Source organism: Candidatus Desulfatibia sp., from assembly GCF_036446775.1.
Classification (GTDB): Bacteria; Desulfobacterota; Desulfobacteria; order Desulfobacterales; family UBA11574; genus Desulfatibia_A.
In genome coordinates, this window is record NZ_JAZFTO010000092.1 from 1 (window position 1) to 12713 (window position 12713).

The window sequence follows — 12713 nt, forward strand, 5'->3', positions numbered from 1 at the left end:
TTTCTCTCGAAGTTGGATACCGTAATCGGAAATTTTTCTGCCCCGACGCTGCCCATGCTGTCCGGGTGGATAGCTGCGCCGATCAAAAGCACATTTGTCAGCATAACAGCGATCTCCTTTTAGAAACAATTTTAAGTTTTCGCGTCGGCACAGCCGACATACCGAACCTGTATATCGTGCCAAGTATTTCCCCCTTTTTATTGAAGATTGACGGTTGATTCGCAATAAGTTTTCAATCTTCGATTTTCAATTTTAAATAAATTATACTCTGCGTCTCTTTGGCGGTCTACATCCATTATGTGGAATCGGCGTCACATCTTTAATCATCACGACATTGAACCCCGCAGCCTGCAGTGACCGCAGTGCTGATTCCCGGCCGGCTCCAGGCCCTTTAACATACACTTCCACATTTCTCATCCCATGCTCCATGGCCTTTTTGGCAGCGTCCTCTGCCGCAAGCTGGGCGGCGAAAGGCGTACTCTTACGCGATCCCTTGAAGCCTTGAACGCCGGCGCTAGACCAGGCTACAACATTACCGCCAGGATCCGTTATGGTAACAATTGTATTGTTAAACGTTGACTGGATATGTACTATCCCGCTGGGGATATTCTTCTTTTCTTTCTTTCTGGAACGAACTTTCTTGGCCATGTTTTAACCTCTATCGCTGAACAATTTACTTCTTACTGACTCTGGCTTTCTTCTTGACGGCGGCCCGTTTGGGTCCCTTGCGCGTACGTGCATTGGTGCTTGTCCGCTGCCCCCGAACCGGCAGAGATTTTCGATGACGAAGACCACGATATGATCCCAAATCCATCAATCTTTTGATATTCATGGTAACTTCCGTACGCAGCTCACCTTCAACTTTATATTCACTGTCAATTGCCTTGCGAATACTGTTGACCTCAGACTCGGACAGCTTGTCCGTATTAGTATTAGGATCGATATCAAGCTTTTGTAGTATCCGGTTGGATGTAACCCGTCCGATACCATAAATATATGTCAGTCCGATCTCAACCCGCTTATTCCTTGGTAAATCTACGCCTGCAATTCTAGCCAAAGCTTATCCTCCTTATCCTTGACGCTGTTTGTGCCGGGTATTTTGGCAAATTACTCTGACCACCCCTTTTCTACGGATGATTTTACACTTGTTGCACATTTTCTTAACTGATGGCCTGACTTTCATCCTTGGTACTCCTCTTTTCGATACTCTGTTCCGGATGTTTATTGGCGCGTCGCGGAAATCCCGATTCATCGTGAATTCTTGCAATTAGATGCACAAACTTGATAACTATTAATTTGTCCGGAATACAGCATCCATTTACTTTGATCTGTATGTTATTCTGCCACGAGAGAGGTCGTATGGTGAAAGCTCAACCGTCACTTTATCTCCAGGCAGAATTTTGATAAAGTGCATGCGCATCTTTCCGGAAATATGCGCAAGTACCTGGTGCTTATTTTCCAGCTCGACTTTGAACATCGCATTGGGCAATGTCTCAAGCACTGTACCCTCTACTTTAATCGCCTCTTCTTTTGGCATTTTTCCCTGCCCCCTTATATTCCAATAAAATCGTGTTACGATTTTATTAGATGATCATAGAATCACCAAATTAAAATCGACCTTTGGGTTTGGAACCGCTTTTCTTTAAAAACCCTTCGTAATGGCGGGCCAGCATGTGCGACTCGATTTGGGCAATCGTATCGATCGCCACGCCTACGACGATCAGCAGCGCCGTACCGCCAAAATAAAAAGGAACATTAAATTTTGTCATCAGAATCGACGGCAGCACGCATACCGCCGAAACATACATTGCACCGCCCAGTGTAATACGGGTCAGCACTCTATCAATGTAATCCGCCGTACGCTTACCCGGACGAATACCCGGAATATACCCGCCCTGCTTTTTCATGTTGTCGGCGACATCTTCAGGATTAAAAGTAACCGCGGTGTAAAAATAGCAAAAAAAGAATATGAACCCAACATACAACGTTTCATACATCAGATTGCCCGGTCTCATCGCATCGGCCATCTGCTTCATCCATGGAATCGTTACAAAGCTGGCCAAAGTTGCCGGGAACATGATAATCGATGAAGCAAAAATCGGCGGGATAACACCGGCTGTATTCACCTTCAGCGGGATGTGAGTGCTCTGACCTCCATACATCTTCCGGCCGACGACTCTTTTGGCATATTGAACAGGTATGCGGCGTTGACCCTGCTCCATGTATATAATGAATGCCACAACCAGAATCATCAGCCCAGTCAGAATAAGTACGGCGAATATCCCCATATCTCCCGTTGAAAGCAGACGGAAGGTATTGCCGATCGCCGTGGGCATTCTAACAACAATGCCGGCAAAAATAATCAAAGAGATACCATTGCCGATACCATGCTCGGTAATCTGCTCTCCCAGCCACATGATAAAGGCGGTTCCGGCTGTCAGGGTCATGACGGTCATCAGTTTGAACTCCCAGCCCGGGTGGATAACCACGGGAGCACCGCCCGGCGACGTCATACTCTCAAGTCCGACACTAATGCCAAATCCCTGGATGATACTTAACAGGACGGTTCCGTAACGGGTGTACTGTGTAATTTTTTTGCGGCCCTGTTCTCCTTCTTTTGAAAGGCGTTCAAGATGTGGAATTGTTACGGTTAGAAGCTGCAGGATAATAGATGCGCTGATATACGGCATGATCCCTAAGGCAAACACAGACAAGCGCTCTAAGGCACCCCCTGCAAACATATCAAAAAGCCCTAACAACGTCCCCGCTGTTTGTTTAAAAAATGCCGACAAGGCAATCCTGTCGATACCCGGGGTCGGCACATGCACACCAATACGATATACTATTAAAAGCGCAAACGTAAAAAGTATTCTTTTTTTCAGTTCGGGTATTTTGAAGATATTGCCAAACCCGCTGCCAACCATATTATATAACCTCTACTTGGCCGCCCGCAGCTTTGATCTTTTCAATAGCGCCCCTGCTGGCTGCGTGAACTTTGACGGTTAGCGGGATATCGATCTTGCCGTTTGCTAAAAGTTTAACACCATCTCTGCGGCCTTTCACCAAGCCCATGCGGACAAGTTCTATTTCATCTACAACACTGCCGCTTTCGAATTTTGAAAGATCACGTATGTTAACAACTGCTATTTTCTTTTTGAATATATTTGTGAATCCACGCTTAGGCAGACGGCGATGGATCGGCATTTGACCGCCCTCAAAACCGGGTCTTACACCGCCGCCGCTGCGGCTGTTCTGTCCCTTTGTCCCCCTGCCGGCGGTTTTACCGGTTCCTGACCCGACACCACGCCCCAAACGCTTCCGAGGTCTGCGTGATCCGGCCGGCGGTGACAATTCATTTAGCTTCATCGATCATCTCCTCGGTCTTAACCAAATGCGACACTTTATGCACCATCCCCCTAATGGAGGGAGTATCTTCAAGCTCAACCGTCCGGTTCAACTTTGTCAGTCCCATGCCGCGCAATACCCGGCGATGTTTCTCCGGCCTTCCAATCATACTTTTAACAAGAGTTATTTTTATTTTACCGGACATATATAGTTCCTTTTGATTACAGATCTTCCACTGCCAAACCACGCCTGGCAGCCACCTGCTCCCTGCTCTGCAATTGACAAAGTCCTTCAATGGTGGCTTTGACGACATTATGAGGGTTGTGTGACCCCATACACTTGGTCAGGATATTTTGAACGCCGACAGCTTCAAGCACAGCCCGCACCGCACCGCCGGCAATAAGGCCGGTACCTGCGGACGCAGGCTTCAATAAAACCCTCCCGGCACCATATTTGCCGATAACCACATAAGGTATTGTACCTTCACTCAGGGAAATTTGGACCATGTTCTTTTTGGCTTTTTCTACACCTTTGCGGATGGCCTCCGGGACTTCTCCTGCTTTACCAAGTCCAAAACCGACACTCCCTTCACCGTCACCGACGACAACGATCGCACTGAAGCTGAACCTGCGACCACCTTTGACTACTTTTGAAACCCGGTTGATATAGACAACCTTATCGATTAGTTGACTTTCTTCCTTATCCTGCTTCAACAAGGGCATGGCCTCCTTCACTCTTTGATAAATCGCTAAAAATCCAATCCTGCTTCGCGCGCGCCGTCAGAAACAGCTTTAACTCTACCGTGGTACAAAAATCCATTGCGGTCAAAAACCACCTTCTTCAACCCCTTTGTAACGGCCCGTTCCCCTAACAATTTGCCGACATAATTTGCCGCAGCAATTTTATTATCAAATTTAGGTTGTTCTTTAACGACCTTTTCCAGACTCGATGCCGCTGCAATAGTATCTCCACGCGTATCATCAATAATCTGTGCATAAATATGTTGGGAACTTCTAAAAACACTAAGTCGCGGCCGCTCCTTGCTGCCAAAAATATTCTTTCTAATTCGTTTTTTTCTTTTGATACGAGCCTGTTTTCTTACAGCTGACGATCCCATTTTCTACACCTTAAACCTATATTTCCATTGAGCGTATACGCTCAATTGAAACTTCAAATTTGCCCTAGACTTCTTTAACCCCGGCCTTGCCTGCTTTGCGCTGGATATGCTCTTCAGCGTACTTGATCCCTTTACCCTTATAGCGTTCCGGAGGCCTCAACCTCCGAATTGCAGCAGCAGTTTGCCCCAACAGTTCCTTGTCGATACCCCCAAGCGTTATGTTGTTGCGTTTATCTACAGTAGCGGCAACACCCTCGGGAAGATCAAAATTAACCGGATTGGAATATCCCAGATTCAATTCAATACGATTGCCGCTTAGTATCGCTCGATAGCCGATACCGTTAATTTCAAGAACGCGCTCAAATCCCTTGTTGACACCGGTAACCATATTGGCCACGAGACTGCGGGTAAGACCCTGCAAGGCACGGCTGTTCCTGTCCTTTTTTACAAGGATTACTTTGATAACGCCATCTTCTATTTTAAGATCGACAGCTGGATGCACGGTTCTTGTGAGACTGCCTTTTGCAGCCTGAACCGTAACGACCCTGTCTTTATAAGTAATCTTTGTCTTATCCGGTATCGGAATAGGTTTTCTACCTACTCGAGACATTTGTTGCTCCCTTTTGTCAATGGTCATTAATCATTTGCCGTTTTAAAAAAGACCGCTATGCTTGAAGAGCGTTATGCTTTAGGATCGCTTCGCTTTAGGGGAAAAAAGCTTTTTATCAATACCCCTCAAGGCCGTTAGGCCGCTTCTCAAACAAGCCGACTTCGCCATAGTGGCAAACTTACCATATATTGCAGAGGATCTCGCCCCCGACATTTTCTTTCCGGGCCCTTTTGTCCGTCATAATGCCTTTTGATGTGGATAAAATCGCAATGCCCATACCGTTGAGCACCGGCTTTATATCTTTACTTTTCACGTAGACTCGCCTGCTCGGCTTGCTGACCCGCTCAAGGCCCATAATTGCATTAGCCTGTCCAGGACCATATTTTAAATAAATGCGCAGGATGCCCTGTTTGTCATCCTTTATAAATTTATAATTTCTTATAAAACCTGCACTCCTTAATACTTTCGCCAACTCGGTTTTAAGCTTTGATCCGGGAATATCAGTGCTGTTGAACTTTGCCTTTCCGGCATTTCTAATTCGGGTTAGCGTGTCCGCAATCGGATCACTCATCGACATGGTTATCTCCGTTGTTATAATTTTTACCAGCTTGACTTTACTACGCCTGGAAGCTTGCCGTGTGAAGCAAGATTTCGAAAACAAATACGGCAAATTCCAAATTTTCTCAGAAAGCCCCTTGGTCTACCGCAAATCGGGCACCGGTTGTAACTTCTTACCTTGAACTTGGGTTTTCGCAAAGCCTTCATTCTCAACGCTTTCTTCGCCAAATTATCCCCCTCTTTTTGGACTCTTCAATTTCGAAACGGCATGCCTAACAATCTCAAGAGTTCCCGGCCCTCTTCGTCGGTATTGGCGGTTGTAACAATAGAGATGTTCAGCCCTTTTATTCTATCGATTTTATCATAATCAATCTCGGGAAAAATAATATGTTCTTTGATTCCCAGGCTATAATTCCCATGACCATCCATTGCTTTAGCCGTAAGGCCCCTGAAGTCTCGAACACGCGGCAGGGCGATGTTCACCAGCTTGTAATAAAAATCATACATCCGCGTGCGCCGCAATGTGACCATGCAGCCTATGGGCATCCCTTCTCTTAGCTTAAAAGCAGCGATAGACTTTCTGGCCCGCGTTACCACCGGTTGTTGACCTGAAATGATTTTTAGCTCTTCCTTGGCTGAATCCAGCAATTTGATATTATGAATCGCTTCACCCATACCCATATTCAAAACAACCTTTTCAAGTTTCGGAACCTGCATGATATTTTTGTACTTAAAGGTTTCTTCCAGCTTGGGAACAACTTCTTTATGATAATAATCTTTTAACTTCGGCATTAAACTCCTCCGCCAGCAACCTTGGGGTTACGAATCAATGATTTCGCCGCATTTTCTGCAGACACGTATCTTTTTTCCGTCCTCCAGACGTTTCATTTTGATACGTATGGGTGTCACACATTTATTGCACATCAACATTACGTTGGACCTTTGGATCGGGCCTTCACTTTCGATAATGCCACCCTGGCGATGCTGACCACCCGGCTTTACGTGTCGTTTCATGATATTGATATTTTCAACCACAATCCGGTTGTTCTTTCTATTTATTTTCATCACTTTGCCGATCTTACCCTTGTCTTTACCGGCAATAACTTTAACTTTGTCGTCCTTTTTTATATGGCACTTAGCAGATAGCATAACTCAATTCCCTACAGGCCCCCGACATGCTAAAGTCGATATTCACCTGCTGTTGAAAAGAAGAATTTATTTGCTAATTGAGTTTTGACTCAATTAGGGTATTATAATACTTCCGGAGCCAGCGAAATGATTTTCATAAATCTTTTGGCTCGCAGCTCCCTTGCCACCGGTCCAAAAATTCGTGTTCCGATGGGGTCCATGTTGGGGTGAATCAAAACCGCTGAGTTATCATCAAACCTTATAAATGACCCGTCCGGCCGTCTGATTTCCTTTTTGGTACGCACCACAACAGCCCTCAATACCTCTCCCTTCTTGACCTTGGTATTCGGTATCGCTTCTTTGACAGATACAGTAATGATATCCCCAACACTTGCATATCGCCTGCGGGTACCTCCCAGAACTTTGATGCAATACAACACCTTGGCTCCTGAGTTGTCTGCCACCGTTAATCTCGTCTCTGACTGGATCATCTGTTCCGTTTTCCTTTATATTCAGACCGCCTTTTCGACTATCTTGCCGACACGCCATTTTTTGGTCTTGCTGAGCGGTCTGGTCTGGATTATCAACACCCTGTCGCCTATGTTGGAGGCATTATGTTCATCGTGCGCTGCAAATTTCGAACGTCTCCTGATGTACTTATGATAAAGTCGGTGCTTAACCAGCCGCTCAACCAGCACAACGACGGTCTTGTCCATCTTATCACTGACAACCGTCCCGATCATTTGTCTTCTCAATCTTCGCTTTTCCATGGCAGCTATTCTGTATCCGTATTGTTTTTTAGTTCCGATTCTCTTATGACGGTTTTGATGCGGGCAATATCACGCTTGGTCTGCTTCATTTTCTGAGGATTCTCAAGTTGACCGATTTCGTCTTGAAACCGCAAATTAAACAGCCCCTCTTTAAGGTCAGCTACCTTGCGGCGCATTTCTTCCAGGCTCAATTCTCTAACCTCACTCGCTTTCAATAGATATCGCTCCTCTCAACAAACCTTGTTTTTACTGCAAGTTTGTGCGCAGCCAGCCGGAGTGCTTCTTTGGCCGTCTCCTTATCGACTCCTTCCATTTCATAAAGGATTCTTCCGGGACGAATAACTGCAACCCAGCCTTCTGGTGCTCCCTTTCCTTTCCCCATCCTGACTTCAGCAGGTTTTTTGGTAAAAGGCTTGTCCGGAAATATTTTTATCCATATCTTTCCGCCCCTTTTAACATGCCGGGTCATAGCAATACGTGCGGCCTCAATCTGTTTGGCACTGATCCAGCCGCATTCTATAGCCTGCAACCCGAATTCACCAAAATCGAGTTTGCAGCCTCGGTATGCAACCCCCTTCATTCTGCCTTTTTGTTGTTTCCGAAATTTTACCTTTTTGGGACTCAACATGTCCTTTATCTCCTCAAAACACCAGTTCGATCAACCAGCCTCAACTTCGATCGGATCTTTTTTTAAAATCTCGCCCTTAAAAATAAATACCTTGATACCGATAATACCATAAGTTGTTCGGGCCGCAGTGAAACCGTAATCGATATCAGCCCTTAAAGTATGTAGCGGCACCCGGCCCTCGTGGTACTGTTCTGTTCTGGCCATCTCGGCACCGCCCAGGCGTCCTGAACAGATAATCTTAATTCCCTCGGCACCAAATCGCATTGCCGAAGAAATTCCGCGTTTCATGGCACGCCGAAAAGCAACCCTTCTGATTATCTGAAGGGCAATATTTTCGGCCACAAGCTGGGCGTCAAGCTCAGGTTTTCTGACCTCCTGAATGTCGATAAGAACTTCATAAGATATTATTTTTTCAAGTTCTTTTTTGAGCAAAGATATCTCAGCGCCTTTTTTGCCGATGACAATTCCGGGCCTGGAAGTGAATACCCGCAGCCTTACACGCTTGGCAGATCTTTCGATTTCCACTTTGGCAATACCAGCGTGGTAGAGTTTGTCTTTGATAAACTGTCTGATTTTATAATCTTCAAGGATATAATCAGCGTATTTCTTTCCGGCATACCACCGTGACTCCCAAGTTTTGATAATTCCTAATCTGAACCCTATCGGATTTACTTTCTGTCCCAAACTTGTATCCCCCTTTTAGATCGTATCTTCTGCTAAGATAACGGTGATATGAGAAGTCCTTTTTAATATCCGTGCTCCTCTGCCGCGCGCTCTGGCCTTAAAACGCTTCAACGTCGGGCCCTGATCAGCGATGATGTTGCGAATAACCAGTGAATCTACGTCAATATCCGGATGCTGATCTGCATTCGATACGGCACTGCGAATAATCTTTTCGACAATGGATGCCGCTTTTTGAGGCATAAACTTGAGTATCTCCAGGGCGGTCTCTACCGGTTTGCCCTTGACGGTATCAATCATTATGTGAACTTTCCGAGGGGAAATGCGCACATACTTTGATACAGCTTTAACTTCCATTATTTATAGGTTCCTTTGTCAGGTTCTTATCTTCTCAATTTAGATTTCTTGTCGGCAGCATGCCCATAAAACGTACGTGTTGGAGAGAATTCACCCAATTTGTGACCCACCATGTCCTCTGTGATAAATACCGGTACAAACTTTCTTCCGTTGTGAACTGCCAGCGTAGTACCAACCATTTCAGGAACAATTGTCGACCGCCGCGACCATGTTTTGATAACCCTGCTGCTTCGAGTTTCCTGGGAGGCAATCACTTTCTTTAAAAGTTTTGGATCAATAAACGGACCTTTTTTCAACGACCGGGGCATATCTTCTCCTGTGTGTTAATTATACTGTGCACGGCTATAATTTACGTTTTTTTACAATCAAGCGACTGCTTTTTCTTTTCCTACGAGTCTTAAAGCCCTTTGTGGGTACGCCCCACGGGCTGCAAGGATGACGTCCACCCGAGGATCGGCCTTCACCCCCGCCCATGGGATGGTCGACCGGGTTCATGGCAACACCTCTAACCTTTGGCCGCCGGCCGAGCCAGCGCTTGCGGCCCGCCTTACCCAAAGATATGTTCTCGTGCATTACATTCCCGATTTGTCCGATGGTGGCTTTGCATTTTAAAAGCACCATGCGAACTTCACCGGATGGAAGTTTAATCAAAGCATAACGGCCTTCCTTGGCCATCAATTGGGCATAGGTCCCGGCACTTTTGACAATCTGCCCCCCTTTGCCCAGATGCAATTCAATGTTATGAATATGCGTACCCAGAGGAATATTAATCAACGGAAGCGTATTGCCGGGTTTAATATCGGCTTCAGGCCCGGAAATTACGTTATCACCGACCTTAAGATTAACCGGTGCCAGAATATACCGCTTCTCGCCATCGGCGTAATGCAAAAGTGCGATTCTTGCTGATCGGTTGGGATCATATTCTATTGTGGCAACCTTAGCCGGAATCCCTATCTTATCCCTCTTAAAATCAACAACTCTGTAATGCCGTTTATGCCCGCCTCCACGATGTCTACAGGTAATGCGGCCGTGGACATTGCGCCCTCCGGTTTTCTTAATAACCCTAAGCAGGCTTTGCTCGGGAGTTGTGCTTGTAATTTCGTCAAATGATGGATATGACTGCGCCCTTCTTCCGGGAGAGGTCGGTTTTACTTTTTTTACAGCCATTATATTATCCCTTTAAGCTCCTTCAAAAAAATCGATCCGTTCACCGGGCATCAAGGTTACAATTGCTTTTTTCCAGTCCCTGCGTTTTCCTACAATCCAGCCTCTTCTTTTGGTCTTGCCCTTAACCTGTATGGTCCTGACCCGGGCCACTTTGACATTGAAGATTTCTTCGACGGCCTTTTTTATCTCAACCCGATTGGCTCCGCGGTCGACTTCCAACGTAAATTGATTGAAAACTTCTTTTTGGATACTGGTCTTTTCAGTAATTACCGGGCGTCTTATAATATCGTGCTGAATCATGAAAGCAGCCTCCCTTCAATGCTTTTCAAGGTAGACTCGAGCAGGATTAAATTTTCATATTTAAGGATGTCATATACGTTCAATCCCTCGACTCGCATGATTTTGAAGCCCGGGACGTTTCGGGATGAAAGTTCCAGCCGTTCATCCTTTTGATCGGTCACGATCAAGGCACTGCTTATATCCAGTGCCTTGACAACCTCCAAAAATTCTTTGGTCTTGGTCTCTTCAAGTTCCAATTTGTCAAGCACGACAAGCTTGTTATCCCGCAGTTTGATGCTCAAGGCCATTTTAAGCGCAAGCTTTCGGACCTTTTTAGGCATCTTGTAAGCATAAGACCTTGGATCAGGGCCAAAAACAGAACCACCGCCTCGCAGTAGCGGAGACTTAATGTCGCCGCGACGTGCCCGGCCGGTTCCTTTCTGTCTGAATAGTTTCCGGCGGCTGCCTTTTATATCGCTGCGATGTTTTACAGCCGCAGAGCCTGCACGTCTGCTGGCAAGTTGCATGGTTACGACTTCATGCAAGATGCTCGATTTCGCGGGCAGATTGTATATATCGTCTGTAAGATCCGCCTGTGAAATTTTTTCCGCATTACTATCAAGAATATCTACGACTGCCATAATATTCTCATTCAACTTTCTGTTTGTAAAAGTTCCATAACTTCCCATTGAGCAGATGCACTCAATTGGAATTTATTTGCTTATTGAGCGAACTTGGGTTTATTAATTAAGACCAGTCCGGATATTGAACCCGGCACCGCACCCTTTATCATTATAAGGTGCTGATCCGGCCTGATGTCGACAATTTCCAGATTTCGAACCGTCTTGCGTTCATTTCCAAGATGACCCGGCATTTTCTTGCCTTTTATAACTTTAGCAGGGGTTGCACTGCAACCGATGGAGCCCGGAATTCTATGGCTGTGACTACCGTGGGTCTTTTTGCCGCCATGAAACCCGTGTCGTTTGATGACACCTGCAAACCCTCTTCCTTTGCTCCTGCCGGTAATATCAACGCGTTCGCCGACTTTGAACATATCCGGGCTGATGGTCTGGCCGAGGCTGAATTCATCGGGATTATCTACAGAGACTTCCCTCAAAAACGCAAAGCTCTTTTGTCCGCTCTTTTTTAGATGTCCTTCAACAGGTTTGTTGATCCGGGACGCTTTTTGCTCGCCAAAACCTAGCTGAAGGGCATTGTATCCATCAGTCGCCGTAGTTTTTATCTGGGTAATTACGCACGGACCGACCTCCAGCACCGTTACCGACACGCGCTCACCTTCCGGGGTATAAATCCCCGTCATCCCCAATTTTTTCCCAATCAATCCTTTACACATAACGATTCTTCACTTTTTCAGATAGCTTTAAAAAATTTTTCAGCTAAAGTTGATGATCTCGTAAAAAGTCACAAATTCAACTATAGATGGCTAAGTAAAAAGGTTCATATACAAGGCGTAGTATTTTTTCAGGAACGAGGCCATACATGTCGTATGCCGAGTGTCTGAAAAAATACTACAACGCAGTAGATGGGACTTTTTACGACGCCATCAAAGTTTTATCTCAACATCTACGCCGGGAGAAAGATCCAATTTCATCAGCGCATCAACGGTTTGTTGCGTCGGTTCCAGAATATCCAGGAGCCGCTTATGGGTTCTGATTTCGAACTGCTCTCTGGATTTTTTGTCTATATGCGGAGACCGTAAAACACAGTATTTATTAATCCGTGTCGGCAACGGGATCGGCCCAACAACTTTTGCTCCTGTTTTGATGGTTGTATCCACAATATCTGCTGCCGACTGATCCAAAAGCTTATGATCGTACGCCTTTAGTCTGATCCTGATTTTTGTATTTGCTATCATGATATATCTTTCGTTATTCGATAATTTCGCTGACCACGCCGGCACCGACCGTCCGGCCGCCTTCCCTGATGGCAAACCTGAGCTCTTTTTCCATCGCGATCGGCGTTATTAACTCCGCCGTAATCGTCACATTGTCACCGGGCATGATCATCTCCACGCCTTCCGGAAGCATCAAATTCCCGGTAACATCCGTCGTC

Annotated in this window: 26 protein-coding genes and 2 pseudogenes; all 28 read right to left on the reverse strand. The window is 45.8% G+C overall.

The features are described from left to right. A pseudogene (locus V3S16_RS04150) lies at window positions 1-183 on the reverse strand (30S ribosomal protein S4); the annotation flags it as partial. 78 nt (window positions 184-261) lie between these two features. Then, complete coding sequence (gene rpsK / locus V3S16_RS04155; protein WP_413883416.1) at window positions 262-648, reverse strand: 30S ribosomal protein S11; 387 nt, start codon at window positions 646-648, stop codon at window positions 262-264. 25 nt (window positions 649-673) lie between these two features. Continuing rightward, on the reverse strand, window positions 674-1057 hold the full coding sequence (rpsM, locus tag V3S16_RS04160; RefSeq protein ID WP_413883417.1) for a 30S ribosomal protein S13: 384 nt from the start codon (window positions 1055-1057) through the stop codon (window positions 674-676). A gap of 12 nt (window positions 1058-1069) precedes the next feature. Further along, entirely contained in the window at window positions 1070-1183 is a 114-nt protein-coding gene (rpmJ, locus tag V3S16_RS04165) for a 50S ribosomal protein L36 (RefSeq protein WP_413883418.1), read from the reverse strand. Between the two features lie 135 nt (window positions 1184-1318). Continuing rightward, window positions 1319-1537, reverse strand: a complete 219-nt coding sequence (gene infA / locus V3S16_RS04170) for a translation initiation factor IF-1 (protein ID WP_410289540.1) — start codon at window positions 1535-1537, stop codon at window positions 1319-1321. A gap of 70 nt (window positions 1538-1607) precedes the next feature. Beyond that, entirely contained in the window at window positions 1608-2924 is a 1317-nt protein-coding gene (secY, locus tag V3S16_RS04175; protein WP_413883419.1) for a preprotein translocase subunit SecY, read from the reverse strand. Between the two features lies 1 nt (window position 2925). Next, window positions 2926-3366, reverse strand: a complete 441-nt coding sequence (gene rplO, locus V3S16_RS04180) for a 50S ribosomal protein L15 (RefSeq protein WP_413883420.1) — start codon at window positions 3364-3366, stop codon at window positions 2926-2928. Continuing rightward, the gene (gene rpmD, locus V3S16_RS04185; protein ID WP_413883421.1) at window positions 3353-3550 is read right to left on the reverse strand and encodes a 50S ribosomal protein L30; all 198 of its coding nucleotides are present in this window, start codon (window positions 3548-3550) and stop codon (window positions 3353-3355) included. The genes rplO and rpmD overlap by 14 nt, the downstream gene beginning before the upstream one ends. A 16-nt stretch (window positions 3551-3566) precedes the next feature. Beyond that, window positions 3567-4067: a 30S ribosomal protein S5 gene (gene rpsE / locus V3S16_RS04190; RefSeq protein WP_413883422.1), complete on the reverse strand. Its 501-nt coding sequence runs from the start codon at window positions 4065-4067 to the stop codon at window positions 3567-3569. A 26-nt stretch (window positions 4068-4093) separates the two neighbouring features. Further along, on the reverse strand, window positions 4094-4462 hold the full coding sequence (rplR, locus tag V3S16_RS04195) for a 50S ribosomal protein L18 (RefSeq protein ID WP_413883423.1): 369 nt from the start codon (window positions 4460-4462) through the stop codon (window positions 4094-4096). A gap of 64 nt (window positions 4463-4526) precedes the next feature. Beyond that, complete coding sequence (gene rplF, locus V3S16_RS04200; protein ID WP_413883424.1) at window positions 4527-5072, reverse strand: 50S ribosomal protein L6; 546 nt, start codon at window positions 5070-5072, stop codon at window positions 4527-4529. A 178-nt stretch (window positions 5073-5250) separates the two neighbouring features. After that, complete coding sequence (gene rpsH, locus V3S16_RS04205; RefSeq protein WP_413883425.1) at window positions 5251-5649, reverse strand: 30S ribosomal protein S8; 399 nt, start codon at window positions 5647-5649, stop codon at window positions 5251-5253. Between the two features lie 23 nt (window positions 5650-5672). Next, on the reverse strand, window positions 5673-5858 hold the full coding sequence (locus tag V3S16_RS04210; RefSeq protein WP_413883426.1) for a type Z 30S ribosomal protein S14: 186 nt from the start codon (window positions 5856-5858) through the stop codon (window positions 5673-5675). Between the two features lie 24 nt (window positions 5859-5882). Continuing rightward, entirely contained in the window at window positions 5883-6422 is a 540-nt protein-coding gene (gene rplE / locus V3S16_RS04215) for a 50S ribosomal protein L5 (RefSeq protein ID WP_413883427.1), read from the reverse strand. A 27-nt stretch (window positions 6423-6449) separates the two neighbouring features. Then, on the reverse strand, window positions 6450-6779 hold the full coding sequence (gene rplX / locus V3S16_RS04220) for a 50S ribosomal protein L24 (protein ID WP_413883428.1): 330 nt from the start codon (window positions 6777-6779) through the stop codon (window positions 6450-6452). Window positions 6780-6880: 101 nt separating this feature from the next. Continuing rightward, window positions 6881-7249 (reverse strand): 50S ribosomal protein L14, encoded by a 369-nt coding sequence (gene rplN / locus V3S16_RS04225; RefSeq protein ID WP_413883429.1) that lies wholly within the window; start codon window positions 7247-7249, stop codon window positions 6881-6883. 21 nt (window positions 7250-7270) lie between these two features. Further along, the gene (gene rpsQ, locus V3S16_RS04230; RefSeq protein WP_413883430.1) at window positions 7271-7528 is read right to left on the reverse strand and encodes a 30S ribosomal protein S17; all 258 of its coding nucleotides are present in this window, start codon (window positions 7526-7528) and stop codon (window positions 7271-7273) included. 5 nt (window positions 7529-7533) lie between these two features. Beyond that, window positions 7534-7743: a 50S ribosomal protein L29 gene (rpmC, locus tag V3S16_RS04235; protein WP_413883431.1), complete on the reverse strand. Its 210-nt coding sequence runs from the start codon at window positions 7741-7743 to the stop codon at window positions 7534-7536. Then, window positions 7740-8156 (reverse strand): 50S ribosomal protein L16, encoded by a 417-nt coding sequence (gene rplP / locus V3S16_RS04240; RefSeq protein ID WP_413883432.1) that lies wholly within the window; start codon window positions 8154-8156, stop codon window positions 7740-7742. Before rplP ends, rpmC begins: the two co-directional genes overlap by 4 nt. Before the next feature lie 30 nt (window positions 8157-8186). Continuing rightward, entirely contained in the window at window positions 8187-8840 is a 654-nt protein-coding gene (gene rpsC / locus V3S16_RS04245; RefSeq protein WP_413883433.1) for a 30S ribosomal protein S3, read from the reverse strand. A gap of 15 nt (window positions 8841-8855) precedes the next feature. Continuing rightward, the gene (gene rplV / locus V3S16_RS04250; RefSeq protein WP_413883434.1) at window positions 8856-9194 is read right to left on the reverse strand and encodes a 50S ribosomal protein L22; all 339 of its coding nucleotides are present in this window, start codon (window positions 9192-9194) and stop codon (window positions 8856-8858) included. Between the two features lie 26 nt (window positions 9195-9220). Then, window positions 9221-9502 (reverse strand): 30S ribosomal protein S19, encoded by a 282-nt coding sequence (rpsS, locus tag V3S16_RS04255; RefSeq protein ID WP_413883435.1) that lies wholly within the window; start codon window positions 9500-9502, stop codon window positions 9221-9223. A gap of 34 nt (window positions 9503-9536) precedes the next feature. Next, on the reverse strand, window positions 9537-10361 hold the full coding sequence (gene rplB, locus V3S16_RS04260) for a 50S ribosomal protein L2 (protein WP_413883436.1): 825 nt from the start codon (window positions 10359-10361) through the stop codon (window positions 9537-9539). Between the two features lie 12 nt (window positions 10362-10373). Next, the gene (rplW, locus tag V3S16_RS04265; protein ID WP_413883437.1) at window positions 10374-10661 is read right to left on the reverse strand and encodes a 50S ribosomal protein L23; all 288 of its coding nucleotides are present in this window, start codon (window positions 10659-10661) and stop codon (window positions 10374-10376) included. Continuing rightward, the gene (rplD, locus tag V3S16_RS04270) at window positions 10658-11281 is read right to left on the reverse strand and encodes a 50S ribosomal protein L4 (protein ID WP_413883438.1); all 624 of its coding nucleotides are present in this window, start codon (window positions 11279-11281) and stop codon (window positions 10658-10660) included. The genes rplW and rplD overlap by 4 nt, the downstream gene beginning before the upstream one ends. A gap of 80 nt (window positions 11282-11361) precedes the next feature. Then, window positions 11362-11994, reverse strand: a complete 633-nt coding sequence (gene rplC, locus V3S16_RS04275; RefSeq protein WP_413883439.1) for a 50S ribosomal protein L3 — start codon at window positions 11992-11994, stop codon at window positions 11362-11364. 210 nt (window positions 11995-12204) lie between these two features. Beyond that, window positions 12205-12516 (reverse strand): 30S ribosomal protein S10, encoded by a 312-nt coding sequence (rpsJ, locus tag V3S16_RS04280; RefSeq protein WP_413883440.1) that lies wholly within the window; start codon window positions 12514-12516, stop codon window positions 12205-12207. 13 nt (window positions 12517-12529) lie between these two features. After that, window positions 12530-12713 (reverse strand): annotated as a pseudogene (gene tuf, locus V3S16_RS04285) (elongation factor Tu); the annotation flags it as partial.

Excerpts from the sequence above, each read along its gene's own strand:
- rpsK (WP_413883416.1), bottom strand. The coding sequence starts at position 648 with ATGGCCAAGAAAGTTCGTTCCAGAAAGAAAGAAAAGAAGAATATCCCC.
- rpmJ (WP_413883418.1), bottom strand. The coding sequence starts at position 1,183 with ATGAAAGTCAGGCCATCAGTTAAGAAAATGTGCAACAAGTGTAAAATC.
- infA (WP_410289540.1), bottom strand. The coding sequence starts at position 1,537 with ATGCCAAAAGAAGAGGCGATTAAAGTAGAGGGTACAGTGCTTGAGACA.
- secY (WP_413883419.1), bottom strand. The coding sequence starts at position 2,924 with ATGGTTGGCAGCGGGTTTGGCAATATCTTCAAAATACCCGAACTGAAA.
- rplO (WP_413883420.1), bottom strand. The coding sequence starts at position 3,366 with ATGAAGCTAAATGAATTGTCACCGCCGGCCGGATCACGCAGACCTCGG.
- rpmD (WP_413883421.1), bottom strand. The coding sequence starts at position 3,550 with ATGTCCGGTAAAATAAAAATAACTCTTGTTAAAAGTATGATTGGAAGG.
- rpsE (WP_413883422.1), bottom strand. The coding sequence starts at position 4,067 with ATGCCCTTGTTGAAGCAGGATAAGGAAGAAAGTCAACTAATCGATAAG.
- rplR (WP_413883423.1), bottom strand. The coding sequence starts at position 4,462 with ATGGGATCGTCAGCTGTAAGAAAACAGGCTCGTATCAAAAGAAAAAAA.
- rplF (WP_413883424.1), bottom strand. The coding sequence starts at position 5,072 with ATGTCTCGAGTAGGTAGAAAACCTATTCCGATACCGGATAAGACAAAG.
- rpsH (WP_413883425.1), bottom strand. The coding sequence starts at position 5,649 with ATGTCGATGAGTGATCCGATTGCGGACACGCTAACCCGAATTAGAAAT.
- rplE (WP_413883427.1), bottom strand. The coding sequence starts at position 6,422 with ATGCCGAAGTTAAAAGATTATTATCATAAAGAAGTTGTTCCCAAGCTG.
- rplX (WP_413883428.1), bottom strand. The coding sequence starts at position 6,779 with ATGCTATCTGCTAAGTGCCATATAAAAAAGGACGACAAAGTTAAAGTT.
- rplN (WP_413883429.1), bottom strand. The coding sequence starts at position 7,249 with ATGATCCAGTCAGAGACGAGATTAACGGTGGCAGACAACTCAGGAGCC.
- rpsQ (WP_413883430.1), bottom strand. The coding sequence starts at position 7,528 with ATGGAAAAGCGAAGATTGAGAAGACAAATGATCGGGACGGTTGTCAGT.
- rplP (WP_413883432.1), bottom strand. The coding sequence starts at position 8,156 with ATGTTGAGTCCCAAAAAGGTAAAATTTCGGAAACAACAAAAAGGCAGA.
- rplV (WP_413883434.1), bottom strand. The coding sequence starts at position 9,194 with ATGGAAGTTAAAGCTGTATCAAAGTATGTGCGCATTTCCCCTCGGAAA.
- rpsS (WP_413883435.1), bottom strand. The coding sequence starts at position 9,502 with ATGCCCCGGTCGTTGAAAAAAGGTCCGTTTATTGATCCAAAACTTTTA.
- rplB (WP_413883436.1), bottom strand. The coding sequence starts at position 10,361 with ATGGCTGTAAAAAAAGTAAAACCGACCTCTCCCGGAAGAAGGGCGCAG.
- rplW (WP_413883437.1), bottom strand. The coding sequence starts at position 10,661 with ATGATTCAGCACGATATTATAAGACGCCCGGTAATTACTGAAAAGACC.
- rplD (WP_413883438.1), bottom strand. The coding sequence starts at position 11,281 with ATGGCAGTCGTAGATATTCTTGATAGTAATGCGGAAAAAATTTCACAG.
- rplC (WP_413883439.1), bottom strand. The coding sequence starts at position 11,994 with ATGTGTAAAGGATTGATTGGGAAAAAATTGGGGATGACGGGGATTTAT.
- rpsJ (WP_413883440.1), bottom strand. The coding sequence starts at position 12,516 with ATGATAGCAAATACAAAAATCAGGATCAGACTAAAGGCGTACGATCAT.